General features: G+C 52.7%; 10 protein-coding genes and 1 pseudogene. 10 read left to right on the forward strand and 1 reads right to left on the reverse strand.

Annotated elements, in window-relative coordinates:
• Positions 1–15 precede the first annotated feature (15 nt).
• From ftsY to rpsP, 6 genes and pseudogenes are all read left to right on the forward strand, one after another.
• Positions 16–1,674 (forward strand): signal recognition particle-docking protein FtsY, encoded by a 1,659-nt coding sequence (gene ftsY / locus ET810_RS02025; RefSeq protein WP_087454213.1) that lies wholly within the window; start codon positions 16–18, stop codon positions 1,672–1,674.
• Between the two features lie 178 nt (positions 1,675–1,852).
• Positions 1,853–3,147 (forward strand): annotated as a pseudogene (locus ET810_RS02030) (ammonium transporter).
• Positions 3,148–3,376: 229 nt separating this feature from the next.
• Complete coding sequence (locus ET810_RS02035) at positions 3,377–3,715, forward strand: P-II family nitrogen regulator (protein ID WP_013911801.1); 339 nt, start codon at positions 3,377–3,379, stop codon at positions 3,713–3,715.
• Between the two features lie 74 nt (positions 3,716–3,789).
• Positions 3,790–6,024, forward strand: a complete 2,235-nt coding sequence (locus ET810_RS02040) for a [protein-PII] uridylyltransferase (RefSeq protein WP_087454212.1) — start codon at positions 3,790–3,792, stop codon at positions 6,022–6,024.
• A 93-nt stretch (positions 6,025–6,117) separates the two neighbouring features.
• Complete coding sequence (ffh, locus tag ET810_RS02045; RefSeq protein WP_087454912.1) at positions 6,118–7,725, forward strand: signal recognition particle protein; 1,608 nt, start codon at positions 6,118–6,120, stop codon at positions 7,723–7,725.
• Positions 7,726–7,962: 237 nt separating this feature from the next.
• A complete protein-coding gene (gene rpsP / locus ET810_RS02050; RefSeq protein ID WP_134315951.1) occupies positions 7,963–8,424 on the forward strand; it encodes a 30S ribosomal protein S16 in 462 nt (153 codons plus the stop codon).
• An 80-nt stretch (positions 8,425–8,504) separates the two neighbouring features.
• Here rpsP and ET810_RS02055 read toward each other — a convergent pair whose 3' ends face one another.
• Entirely contained in the window at positions 8,505–8,903 is a 399-nt protein-coding gene (locus tag ET810_RS02055) for a cupin domain-containing protein (protein WP_087454210.1), read from the reverse strand.
• A gap of 185 nt (positions 8,904–9,088) precedes the next feature.
• Here ET810_RS02055 and rimM point away from each other — a divergent pair, with 185 nt between their 5' ends.
• From rimM to ET810_RS02075, 4 genes are all read left to right on the forward strand, one after another.
• Complete coding sequence (rimM, locus tag ET810_RS02060) at positions 9,089–9,592, forward strand: ribosome maturation factor RimM (protein WP_087454209.1); 504 nt, start codon at positions 9,089–9,091, stop codon at positions 9,590–9,592.
• Positions 9,592–10,461 (forward strand): tRNA (guanosine(37)-N1)-methyltransferase TrmD, encoded by an 870-nt coding sequence (gene trmD / locus ET810_RS02065; protein ID WP_087454208.1) that lies wholly within the window; start codon positions 9,592–9,594, stop codon positions 10,459–10,461. Before rimM ends, trmD begins: the two co-directional genes overlap by 1 nt.
• Positions 10,462–10,509: 48 nt before the next feature.
• Positions 10,510–10,887 (forward strand): hypothetical protein, encoded by a 378-nt coding sequence (locus tag ET810_RS02070; RefSeq protein WP_087454207.1) that lies wholly within the window; start codon positions 10,510–10,512, stop codon positions 10,885–10,887.
• 83 nt (positions 10,888–10,970) lie between these two features.
• Complete coding sequence (locus tag ET810_RS02075) at positions 10,971–12,977, forward strand: fructose-specific PTS transporter subunit EIIC (protein ID WP_087454206.1); 2,007 nt, start codon at positions 10,971–10,973, stop codon at positions 12,975–12,977.
• The last annotated feature ends 10 nt before the right edge of the window (positions 12,978–12,987 follow it).

A 12,987-nucleotide genomic window follows, 5' to 3' on the forward strand; every position in this document is an offset into this window, starting at 1 on the left:
GGTATGTCAACTCCTGTGTTAATCGGCATCCTTATTGTCGTCCTTGCGCTCATCGTGGTTATTGCTGTTGGCCTTAGCCGAAAACGATCCAAAACTATTAGTTTTGATCGCGGTGATGAGGACGAACCAAAACAGCTTACACAGCAAGAACGTTCCGGAAACTATCAAGCTCAAGGCGGCTTTAATTTCTCCGCTGGGCAGGCCTCTGCTGCTCCCGTAGAAAAACTGCCAGTTGCTTCTCCCTCCTTTGAACCAGTGCAGGAAACACCGGTAGATCCGGTGGCACCGCTAGCGCTTCCGGAAGAACCACTAGCAACACAGGAAACAGAAAAACCTGGTGTGCATCTCAATGAGTCGGAGTTAGTCGACCCGGTCTCTGACTCGGAACTGCCAGTGGCTCATCACGCAGAATCTGAATCAGATGCAGCCTCGGCGGCTGAAGCCGCAGCTGAGGCTCAAGAGCTATTTGAGCAACAGCAAGAAGCAGAAGAACAAGCCAAGCACGTCGAAGAAAACTTTGTGGAGCTTGATGAGTTCCATGAAGAACCTGTCGAGGATGCGGCAAAAGAGTCTCTTATCCATGACGAAGACAAAAAAGAAGAGGCGAAGCTAGAAGAAGACGCATATGAAGCCGCTGTCGCAGCAAGTGTCGCAGCGTCTGGTGCAGAAAAGGCCTTACAGGAGGCTACAGATGAGCCTGTGGACAGTGCTGCTGCGGCAGAAGCTGTGCAAACGGAGTCTCAAGACGATATCGCTCCCGCGACTGGACGCATCGGACGGCTACGAGGCCGTTTGTCACGATCACAGAATGTCTTTGGAAAATCTGTCTTGGGTATGCTTTCTGCAGGTGAGCTTGATGAAGACGCGTGGGAAGATATTGAAGCACAGTTGATCCAAGCCGATCTAGGCGTAACTATCACGATGAAAGTGGTAGAAGACTTACGCGAAATGATTGCCGAGCGGGGAGTCGCTAGTGAGGCCGATGCGCGTGCGATGCTGAAAGAATGCCTGATCCGCGCTTGTAAGCCCGAGCTTGATCGCTCGATTAAAGCGATGCCTTACGAGGGCAAGCCTGCTGTGGTGCTGGTAGTAGGAGTAAACGGCACTGGCAAGACCACAACGACAGGCAAGCTCGCACGTGTGCTGGTAGCTATGGGGCATTCGGTGGTCTTAGGCGCTGCAGATACTTTCCGTGCAGCGGCGGCTGATCAGCTTGAAACGTGGGGACGTCGAGTTGGCGCACGGACAGTGCGTGGAGCTGAAGGTGCCGATCCTGCCTCGGTTGCCTTTGACGCAGTTGCTGAGGGCGTAAAAACTGGTGCCGACGTGGTGCTTGTAGATACCGCAGGCCGCCTCCATAACTCCAGTAACCTGATGGATCAGTTGGGAAAGGTCAAACGCGTTGTGGAAAAGAAAGCCGTGGTTGATGAGGTCCTTCTTGTTCTGGATGCCACCACAGGCCAGAACGGGCTTACGCAGGCGAGAACTTTCCGCGAGGTCGTGAACATTACGGGTGTGGTTTTGACCAAACTAGACGGAACTGCCAAGGGCGGTATTGTGTTCCAGGTTCAGGAGGACCTCGGGGTCCCCGTCAAACTGGTCGGATTAGGAGAAGGCGCCGACGACCTGGCACCTTTTGAAGTAGAAGGCTTTGTTGACGCGTTGCTTGGTTAAAACAGCAAGCTAAAGCCCCTTGTGCGGTGAGTGGTACACCAACCCTCATCATGCAAGGGGCTTTTGCGATAAGGCACCTAAAAATAATAAAACTGTCGATTTATAGAAAACTAAATCTGTTGCCCTATAGTTATTGAGGTGGGCGCGTGTTCACTCAATGAGATTAGGGAGCAGATATATGAATCCGGATCAGATAAATCACGCTTCCGGTAGTGCTGCGTGGATACTTATTTCTGCTTCATTGGTGTTGCTTATGACTCCGGCCTTGGCATTTTTCTACGGTGGTATGTCTCGTCAAAAATCCGTACTTAACATGCTGATGATGTCTTTTGGGGCACTGGGAGTCGTATCCATTGTGTATGTGCTCTGGGGATGGTCTATGTCATATGGATCAAAGTCTATAGGTGGGATATTTGCTAATCCCTGGGAACTATTTGGACTGCGTACAGCAATTCTGGATTCTTCACATCATTACGTTGTGGGCGTGAATGGGTATGCAAATGATATTGGATTTCAGCTCACCTTTGCGGTTATCTCTACTGCCATCATTTCCGGTGCGATTGCAGAGCGCGTGAAATTTGGAACGTGGCTTGTCTTTATAGCCCTATGGGTTAGTTTTGTTTATTTTCCGTTGGCTCACATGGTGTGGGGGCCGGGATTCTCTCTCATGCAGCAAGGGGTGTATCTGCCTGGATGTTTGGAACTGCTGGTGGCATGGCAGTGATCCCTCCCATTGACTTCGCAGGTGGCACGGTAGTGCATATTTCCGCAGGAGCTACAGCCTTTGTTCTAGCCGTGGTCGTAGGTCGTCGACATGGCTTTCCTAGCAAACCTCAGCGCCCACATAATCTTCCCATGGTCATGCTGGGAGCGTCGCTGCTTTGGTTTTAATGGAGGCTCTGCATTTGCGGCAGATGGGGTGGCGGGGCTTGCATGGCTAAACACTACGGTGTCGGCTGCAGCAGCAATGCTTGGTTGGCTTGCGGTGGAACGGATAAGGGACGGCCATGCTACCTCTTTAGGTGCGGCATCGGGGCTCGTAGCTGGGCTTGTTTCTATAACGCCTGCGGCGGGAGACTTAACACCAATGACGGCCATCGTGCTCGGAAGCATGGGCGGTATTATAGGGTCCTTTGCCGTAGGTCTTAAGTATCGTTGTGGATTCGATGATTCAATTGATGTGGTGGGGGTTCATCTAGTCGCAGGTCTATGGGGAACCGTGGGAGTGGGACTTTTGCCCACGACAAAGGCCTGCTGACCGGTGGCGGAGTAGCGGGACTAAAACTCTTTATAGTTCAGCTTGTCATAGCTGCTGTGGCTGTTGTCTTTGCAGGTTTCATCTCTGTGATACTCGCATACTTGTTGAAGATAACACTGGGATGGCGAGTGGACCCAGAGGTGGAAAACGCTGGAATCGATTATGCGGTGCATGGGGAGACGGCGTATGAAACGGTGAATACGGGGTGGGGATAACAACCTGGACTAACGCGGTGAGTGTTTGTTCTTATGAGCGAAGACATCGGGCTGTAGTAATGGATCGGCCAGGTTAACCAGTGCAAGCAGCATTGAGCGGTTCAGACTGGCTACACTAGAAAATCGAAAGATTAATATCGCTGAGGCTAAGGGCGATGCGGCGTACAACAACGCGGAATCGTCGTTATGCTTTGGTTGCCGGTGTATTGATGAATGAGGAGATCTCTCAATGAAGCTCGTTACTGCCATTGTTAAGCCTTTTACGCTGACAGACATTAAAGATGCTCTGGGGCAGGTGGGTGTGCACGGCATGACGGTTACAGAGACCCAAGGCTTTGGCCAGCAAAAAGGTCATACGGAAGTTTATCGTGGCGCTGAGTACGCGGTGGACTTTGTGCCCAAGGTCAAGATTGAAATCGTTATTGATGATGAACTTCTCGATGACGTTGTACGTGCCGTTGTCGATTCGGCGCACACCGGCAAGATCGGAGACGGCAAGGTGTGGGTCACCCCTGTCGATGATCTTATTCGCGTTCGTACAGGCGAGCGCGGTTCTGACGCAATCTAGATACAGCTGCCACTTCTGCAGCTGATGGGTTTTCTCCCATTAGACCGAAGCCATAGTTCCGTTAAGGATAGATTGTGACGCATTCTGCGATCGACTCATGCGATAAAACCGCGCACGCAACAGTTCTAGCTCAAGCAACTGAGAACGGTGGGTCGCAACGGGCGCTAGAAATTCGAGAGCATGCGTATCGACGTGCGCAGGCACTGGTGGAGAAGCTTACTATCCCCGAAGGCTCCGCGCTTGCCGCGACAGGTTCCTTTGCCCGGGAAGAAATGACTTCCAAATCGGATCTGGATTTAATTCTTCTTCACCCGGCAGGATTAAATCTCGACGGTCTTGCAGATTTGTGGTACCCGATTTGGGACGCAAAAATGCGTCTTGATTACGCAGTGCGTACTCCGCAGGAATGCGCCAGCATGGTCTCAGATGATTCAACCGCCGCGTTGGCATTGCTTGATGTGAGGCACATCAGTGGCGATCCAGAGCTTACTGAGCAAACTAGACGGCTGACCCTAGACACCTGGCGTAGGGAACTGAACAAAAACTTTAATGCGGTTTCCGATACCGCTATTGCCCGTTGGCGCCGCTCTGGCTCGGTTGTGGCAATGACACACCCCGATCTCAAACATGGTCGCGGCGGTCTCAGAGACATCGAGCTGATACGGGCGCTTGCACTAGGTCACCTGTGCGACGTGCCTCCTCTTGATTCTCAACGCAGGTTGCTTCTCGACGTCCGCACCCTCTTGCACCAACACGCTGGGCGCGCCCGAGACGTCTTGGACCCGGAATTCGCTGCAGATATTGCGCTCGATTTGGGGTTTGATGACAGATACGAGCTCTCCCGCGTCTTAGCCCACGCTGCCCGGACTATTAATGACGCCACTAATCATGCGCTCAGTACTGCTCGAAATGCTCTTCCGCGGCGTAACCACGTAAGACGAGCTGTACGCCGGCCTATCGATGTTGATGTGGTTGCCGTTGATGATGAAATTTCCTTGTCTCGAAATCCGAACCTCAAAGATCCTGCCTTAGTTCTTCGAGTCGCAGCTGCAAGTGCACGCACCGGCATGCCTATCAGTGATTCCGTATGGCCCCGTCTGGAGAATCTTCCTGAACTGCCAGCTCCATGGCCTGTGGGAGCAGCGGGTGACTTCTTTGAACTTTTGAGCTCATCGGTCCATAGCCCGCGGGTTATCCAACAGCTTGATGACCACGGCTTCTGGGAGAAAATGATCCCCCAATGGGGTCATATCAGGGGACGGATGCCGCGTGAAGCAGTCCACATTCACACAATTGATCAACATAGCCTCGTAGTCACAGCCAATTGTGCAGCAAGAAGCGTTAGCGTGGCTCGTCCGGATCTCCTGTTCCTTTCCGCGCTCTTTCATGATGTTGGTAAAGGATACGGCAGACCCCATGAAATCGTGGGCGCGGAATTTGTGGTGGAGATGGGGCGCAAGCTTCGGCTGAATGAACAAGATCTGAGTGTGGTCGAGACTCTGGTCGTAGAGCACACAAAGATCGCACAAATTGTCGGCCGTCTTGACCCGACAAGCGATGAAGCCGTAACGATGCTTTTAGACGCTGTCAATTATGATCTTCTCACCCTTAACCTCTTGGAATCCCTGGTGGAGGCGGATGCTGAAGGCACCGCGCCGGGTGTGTGGAGTGCGGTGCTGAAACTTGGAACCCAAGCATTATGCAGCCGTGCGCGTGCTCGACTTACCTCATTGACTCCTGAACCACCAGAGTTTGATATTCCGCTGGATATTGGTTTGGTTCCTAAAACCTCTAATAACTTTGACAATGACCTGAACACCGGATCGACTATGAACCCTGGGAGGGAAAGTGGCAACGCCACCGTGTACTGGAAAGGCCGGTATATGCGGGAAAGCGTCAGAGTCTTGGCGTTGATTGCGGCTAAAGGGTGGAACATTGAGTCGGCACGCTTCAAGATGAGTGGATCTGATGAGGCTAAGCATGTGATTGCAGAGCTTCAAGTGCATAACACTGTGGGTACGGGGTTCGATCCATGTGAATTTGTGCAGGCCTATAAGTCGGGGGTGTACTCATCTCTGCCGAGTATCAGGAAGAGTACTTCCGCGACGTTTTGGGTGGGCAATATTCTAGAGGTAAGGACAGCCGACCGTAGAGGTGGTTTAGGCGCCGTGTTAGGCGTCTTGCCTGATGTTTTATGGCTGACTATGAGCAACCCGGGCGCGACAATGATCATGCAGTGTGAGCTTGCCGAGGGATTTGATCGTGCCAAAGTTGAGCGTGACGTGACCAAGGTGCTCACCAACGGTTAACATAGGAACGTTAATCTTCAAGTCCACGCGAGATTTTCCCAGCAATGTAATTAAAGGTGCGCAGGGAAGATCCATAAAGGGAGTGTGCGTTTCGTGTTTGAATCTCTGTCTGACCGGCTAGGCAATGCCCTGTCAGGCCTACGGTCAAAGGGCAAAGTCACCGAGGCTGACATCAATGCTGTCGCGCGTGAAATCCGGTTGGCGCTGTTGGAAGCCGATGTTTCCTTGCCAGTGGTTCGCGGATTTATAGCACGAATTAAAGATCGTGCGCTAGGGGTTGAAGTATCTAAGGCTCTTAACCCGGCTGAACAAGTTATCAAGATCGTCAATGAGGAATTGACCGGGATTCTTGGTGGAGAAACTCGTCGCCTTAATTTGGCTAAAAATCCTCCTACGGTGATCATGGTGGCGGGCCTTCAGGGTGCTGGTAAGACTACGCTTGCTGGAAAGTTGGCTAAGCACCTTCAATCCCAAGGCCATACTCCAATGTTGGTGGCGTGTGATCTGCAGCGCCCGGGTGCTGTTCAACAGCTGCAAATTGTTGGTGAACGAGCGGGCGTTCCCACCTTTGCCCCAGATCCAGGAACATCCATCGACTCCAACGACCATGAGATGGGCACTTCTCATGGCGACCCAGTAGGCGTGGCTCGCCAGGGCATCGAAGAGGCAAAGCGTAGCCAGCATGACGTGGTCATCGTCGATACGGCGGGTCGTTTGGGTATTGATGAAGCCCTGATGACCCAGGCCCGGAATATCCGTGATGCGATTAACCCTGATGAAGTCCTTTTTGTTATTGACTCCATGATCGGACAGGACGCCGTGAACACGGCTGAGGCCTTCCGCGATGGCGTCGATTTCACAGGTGTCGTGTTGACCAAGTTGGATGGTGACGCCCGCGGTGGTGCGGCGCTTTCTATCCGCGAAGTAACCGGCAAACCCATCATGTTCGCCTCCACCGGTGAAAAACTGGAAGATTTTGATGTCTTCCGCCCCGAGCGTATGTCCAGCAGGATCCTCGGCATGGGTGATGTGCTTACTCTCATCGAGCAAGCAGAGAAGAACCTTGATCAAGAACAAGCCATGGAAACTGCCCAGAAGCTGGGGTCCGGCGAGCTTACGTTGGAGGACTTCCTCAATCAGATGTTGATGGTGCGCCGGATGGGCCCGCTTGGCAACATCTTGAAGATGCTGCCTGGCGGTAAGCAGATGTCGCAGATGGCGGATATGGTTGATGAGAAACAACTAGACCGCATCCAAGCCATTATCCGTGGTATGACTTCGGCAGAGCGTGAAGATCCTAAGATCTTGAATGCTTCTCGACGCAAACGTATCGCTAACGGTTCCGGTGTTGCCGTCTCTGAGGTGAATCAGCTGGTAGACCGCTTCTTTGAGGCGAAAAAGATGATGAGCAAAATGGCCGGGCAATTCGGCATGGGTGGCGGTGGACGTAGCGCAACCAAGAAGAAGCCCAAAGGTCGTAAAGGCAAAAACGGTAAGCGTAAACCTGCGAAAAACCGTAGCGGCGCTATGAACGGCGGTATGCCGGGCATGCCAAGCATGGCTGAGCTGCAAAAAATGCAAGAGCAAATGGGTGGAGCCGGTGGTCTAGGCGGTATGCCGAATCTCCCGGGGATGCCTAAGATGCCCAAGGGCATGGAAAACATAGATCTGAACAACCTGGACTTTGGCGGCAAAAAATAACTAGATACTTTCCCTCGGCCAGTTCACTATAGAAAAATTGGAATGGCCAAGGGGAGTGCTGTATTGTGTCTAGAGTTGTCTCAATTGTGAGGGAACACCACAAGACATTCCTGCGTCATACCGTCACCGTCTACGGTCGGCCGGTCTGAGTCACCGCAGGTAAATCAAGGGATGAACCGGTTCAATGCATATGCAAAGAGCGCCTGTACTTCCCAGTGACCCAAGAAGGAGCCTTTCATGGCTGTTAAAATCAAGCTGCAGCGTATGGGTAAGATCCGTACCCCGCACTACCGCGTTGTTATCGCAGATGCTCGCACTCGTCGTGACGGCAAGGTTATCGAGAACATCGGTACCTACGAGCCAAAGCAGAACCCTTCCGTTATCAAGATTGATTCGGAGCGCGCACAGTACTGGTTGGGCGTTGGCGCACAGCCAACCGAGCCTGTTCTGGCACTGCTTAAGGTGACCGGCGACTGGCAGAAGCACAAGGGCCTTGAGGGCGCTGAGGGAACCCTGCAGGTTGCAGAGCCTAAGCCTTCCAAGCTGGAGCTGTTCAACCAGGCACTGGCAGAGGCTAACGAGGGTCCTACCGCTGAGGCTATCACCGAGAAGAAGCGCAAGGCTAAGGAAGATGCAGCTGCTAAGGCTGCCGCTGAGGTTGAGAAAGCCGAGAAGGCTGAAGAAGCTGCTGCAGAGTAATTCTGTTGAGCTTTTCAAGCAACTAAACCGCTTAAGAAGGACGTTGTCTTCTTAAGCGGTTTTGTGTTGTGTGCTTGACTTTAGCTTTTCCCCGTCAGCATGGTTAACAACAAAATTGCTTCGGAGGGAGAGCTAGAAGGGGAACTCACTTTGTGGATCACTCGTTGCGGGAGATAGAGAACCTTTCCTGGAGTGAGCCGTACGTTTTTATCGGGGCATTCCACGTCGAGGAATCCTTGTAAGCATTGGATGGTAACGGGATGCGCCGCCTTGTGGTCATTGAGGACCTGCCCTGGCGCAAAAGTAAAAACGATAATATTGGCGCCTTCAGCTTGGAGCAGCCTGGTTACCGTTGGAACTTTACGCTGAGGATCAGCATCGGGAGCCTCGCTAAGAATGTCGAGGCTCGTTGCATTTTCTGCATCACAATCGCGGTGGGCGTCTCCGAAACTATGAGGGGTATTGGTGGGGACATCCATGGTCTTGCTCCTACCAGGCTAGGGGACAGTTAAAGCAAGAATAGCTCTGCTTTTTGCTCGTACACCAGGGCTGACGCCTGCACTATATAGCTAGGAAGAGATGCGGGTGGGCGTCGATAAGCATGCAAGAGAAGCTATAGCAGATGAAAGCGGAAGGGGCGAGGGGAGCTGTTAAAGTATTGTCCATGGAATTAATGATTGGGCGAGTAGTTAAATCTCACGGAATCAAGGGGGAAGTCGCCGTTGAGGTAACCACCGACGAACCAGATATTCGTTTTGCGGTGGGGGAAGTGCTCAATGGTAGGCAGGGGAAAAAAGAACATCGCTTGACCATCGCCACTGGGCGGGTGCACCAAGGCCGTCTGCTCATTAAATTTGAAGAAATCCCTGATCGCACAGCAGCTGATAGCTTGAGGGGGACTCAGTTCTTCGCGGCACCGCTAGACAACGATGACGATGAGGAAGGCTTCTACGATCACGAGCTTGAGGGGTTAGATCTACTCCAAGACGGCAAAAAGATCGGGGAGATAACGGGTGTGATGCATGGCCCCGCCGGAGAAATCCTGGAAGTTGAACTTACTGGAGGCAAGCAGGTACTTGTTCCCTTTGTTCACGCTATTGTTCCCGAGATAGATCTTGAAGAGGGAACGTGCACGATTACTCCTCCCGATGGACTTTTGGAGCTGTAATGACCGCGCGAAAACTTCGGCTTGATGTCATCACCATCTTCCCCGAATACTTGGATCCGCTTCGCCACGCCTTGCTGGGCAAAGCTATTGAAAAGGACATTCTGAGCGTCGGGATACATGATCTACGGCAATGGGCAACCGATGCACATAAGTCTGTTGATGATTCTCCTTTTGGAGGCGGACCTGGGATGGTCATGAAGCCAACGGTGTGGGGCCCTGCACTTGATGACGTAGCACAGGGAACCGGTCTCGCCTCAGCCGCACAACCTCTGGAATCTGCACTTCCGCATCTGGATAAACCCCGCCATGATGACATCGAGGGCGTGGAACAGACTGGATATCAGCGCGAGGATGAAGACTCCTCATTGCCGTTGCTGATTGTGCCAACACCGGCGGGCACGCCTTTCACCCAAAAAGACGCACAAGAATGGTCAAATGAAGAACACATCGTTTTTGCCTGCGGAAGGTATGAGGGCATCGATCAACGCGTTATCGACGATGCCGCTCACCGCTACCGCGTGCGTGAAGTCTCGATCGGAGACTACGTGCTTATCGGTGGGGAAGTCGCCGTTTTGGTCATAACAGAAGCGATTGTCCGGCTGATTCCGGGAGTCTTAGGAAATAAACGAAGCCATGAGGAAGATTCTTTTTCCGATGGTTTGTTGGAAGGCCCCAGTTACACCAAGCCTCGCGTGTGGCGCGGTCTAGAAGTTCCAGATGTTCTTTTTTCTGGTAATCACGCAAAAGTAGATCGTTGGCGTCGTGAAAAGGCACTGGAACGCACCCAACGGGTTCGGCCAGAACTACTTGAGGTCTGCGACCTGGATAAAAAAGATCGCGAGTTCTTAGCGCAGTTGCCGCAAGAGTGAGAAGAAAGTGGCTGGGAATGATTGCCCCTGCGCGCTGTTAATAAGGATATGAAAAGAAAAATATCCACTGACCTTAACGCGCTGATTATTCCTGGCCAGCGGGATAGCATACGTGCGACGTTGCGTGATGGCCTGGCCAACCACGGCTATGAGGTCACGAGCATCGTGATTGATCCGATCGATCTCACCTGCGAGCCGGATAATATGTTGGTGACCCATTATGCGCAGGTTGAAGGTCACCCGCCGAGCGTTGAGCAGCTTTATCGTATTGTGCTCACTGGATATTCGACGCTTGACCTACGATCAGCCACAAAAGTTGTGGTGGGGCTGCTTCCGCGTGACATCTATTGGTATGGAACCTCGGTAGAAGGACACGTTGAGACCACAACGACTGCAGCGTGTGCATGGCAGGCAGAAGCGGATTAACCGCTCACGTTGAGTGAGATGCCGGAGGTTATCTCGCAAACCACATAATAGGGATATCCTACCGCTGAGGCGTTTTCGCTCTTATGATCGGAAATATGAGTGAAACAGTACATCAGGCTCCATGTGTGCTTGCGATTACCGCATGCCCGACCGGAATCGCTCACACGTACATGGCGGCAGAGCGTCTCACTGAAGCAGCAGATGCCGAGGGTATAGAACTCAAGATAGAAACGCACGGTTCTATTGGAGTTGAAGGCACCTTCAGCGATCAAGATATTGAGCGTGCCGACGCCGTCCTCATCGCAGCCGACACCACAATCGACACAGCGCGTTTTGCGCATAAACCCTTGGTAAACGTGTCGGTTGCGCAAGCCATTCGTGAGCCGAATGCGCTATTGCAGCGGGTGGTGAATGCAGCTAAAACCAGCGATACCACGGGACCAGCTACACCAAAGGAAGCTCAGTCTCTAGAATCCTCCCAACAACCGAGCCCAGAGGCTAGGGGAGCGGTGGGAAGAGTTATGTATGCCGCGTTGATGAACGGTGTGTCTCACATGATTCCCTTCGTGGTGACCGGTGGTCTCCTGCTAGCTGTTGCTTTGTCCATAGGAGGGCAACCGACTGCAGAAGGACTCAAGATTCCCGAAGGCTCATTCTGGGATACTGTGCAGCAGCTTGGTGTATTGGCATTTAGCCTGATGGTTCCTGTTTTATCTGCATACATAGCTCAGGCAATCGCGGATCGCCCAGGTCTCGCACCAGGATTTATCACAGGACTGGTGGCGACCACCGGGTCTTTGTATAACTCAGAAGCAGGGGCTGGATTCATAGGCGGTATTGTTACCGGATTTCTTTCCGGTTATGTGGCGCTGGGAATTCGTAAGATACCCGTGCACAAATACGTGGCGCCTATTTGGCCGATTATTGTGATTCCGATTCTTACCACGGCGATTGTTGGCCTTTTGTTTATTTACGTTTTGGGACACCCGATTGCGGCACTATTTGAAGCCCTCACGGGATACCTTGCCACGATGCAAGGGGAATCTGTTTTGGTCCTTGGGGCAATCCTTGGCGCGATGATAGCCTTTGACATGGGCGGACCTTTTAATAAGACTGCCTTCCTTTTCTCCGGAGGTCTTATCGCGGCAGGTAATGCTCTACCCATGGGTATGATCGCTGCGGCAATCGCAGTCCCGCCATTGGGCGTTGGTGTGGCCACACTCATGCGCCGCAGTCTCTTTACCAAACCTGAACGCGATGCCGGTATTGCGTCTGTGTTCATGGGCTTTTTTGGTATTACAGAGGGAGCTATCCCACTGGCTGCAGCCCGGCCATTGCAGATTATCCCCGCGAACGTGATCGGAGGGGCAGTAGCTGCTGCATTAGCAGGGTCGTTAGGAGTTAAAGACCACGTCATGCACGGCGGTCCTATCGTCGCGGTGCTGGGGGCAGTAGACAATGTGGGCGGCTACTTCTTAGCCTTGGCAGCGGGTGTGGCTGTCACGTGTGCGTTGGCTTTGATCCTTGTCGGATTCAGCAGGAAAAGGACTGCCGCAGCGGACCCGACTCCTGAGTCGTCTCTTCGGTACAGCACGCAGGAAGCAGCAGCGCCTGTTAAACCGGAAGACCCAATCATTATGGATGAATTGGTGTACTCGGGGTCGATAAAGAACCGTGAGGAAGCTATTTGCTGTCTTGTGGATAAAGGCGTTGTTGCTGGACGAATCTCGGATGCGCGCGCTGTTGTAGACGCATCGCTTAACAGAGAGCGGTTGGCGTCGACAAGCGTAGGCTACGGCGTTGCTATACCGCATTCGCGTAGCACCGGAACCCATGCCGCGATGGTAGGGCTTGCTCGTTTGGATGCCCCGATCGAGTGGACTGACGGGGAGGAAACGGATCTAGTATTCCTCATTTGCGTTCCTTCTGATGCCGGAAAACAACACTTGAAGATTCTTTCCCGCCTTGCGCGTGCGATCATGAAAGAGGACTTCAGAACTCAGCTGCGGCAAGCACCCGAGTCTGAACTTGCAGATGTGGTGCGCAAAGTCGCAGAACCTGCAGAATCGACCGCTGCAGGTGCGTCTTAAAACAGAAACC

This window comes from Corynebacterium silvaticum, assembly GCF_004382825.2.
Taxonomy (GTDB): Bacteria; Actinomycetota; Actinomycetes; order Mycobacteriales; family Mycobacteriaceae; genus Corynebacterium; species Corynebacterium silvaticum.

Bases quoted from the DNA above. Each gene is read 5' to 3' on its own strand.
- ET810_RS02035 (WP_013911801.1), top strand. From the start codon at position 3,377: ATGAAGCTCGTTACTGCCATTGTTAAGCCTTTTACGCTGACAGACATT.
- rimM (WP_087454209.1), top strand. From the start codon at position 9,089: ATGGAATTAATGATTGGGCGAGTAGTTAAATCTCACGGAATCAAGGGG.
- trmD (WP_087454208.1), top strand. From the start codon at position 9,592: ATGACCGCGCGAAAACTTCGGCTTGATGTCATCACCATCTTCCCCGAA.
- ET810_RS02075 (WP_087454206.1), top strand. From the start codon at position 10,971: ATGATCGGAAATATGAGTGAAACAGTACATCAGGCTCCATGTGTGCTT.
- rpsP (WP_134315951.1), top strand. From the start codon at position 7,963: ATGGCTGTTAAAATCAAGCTGCAGCGTATGGGTAAGATCCGTACCCCG.
- ET810_RS02055 (WP_087454210.1), bottom strand. From the start codon at position 8,903: ATGGATGTCCCCACCAATACCCCTCATAGTTTCGGAGACGCCCACCGC.
- ET810_RS02070 (WP_087454207.1), top strand. From the start codon at position 10,510: ATGAAAAGAAAAATATCCACTGACCTTAACGCGCTGATTATTCCTGGC.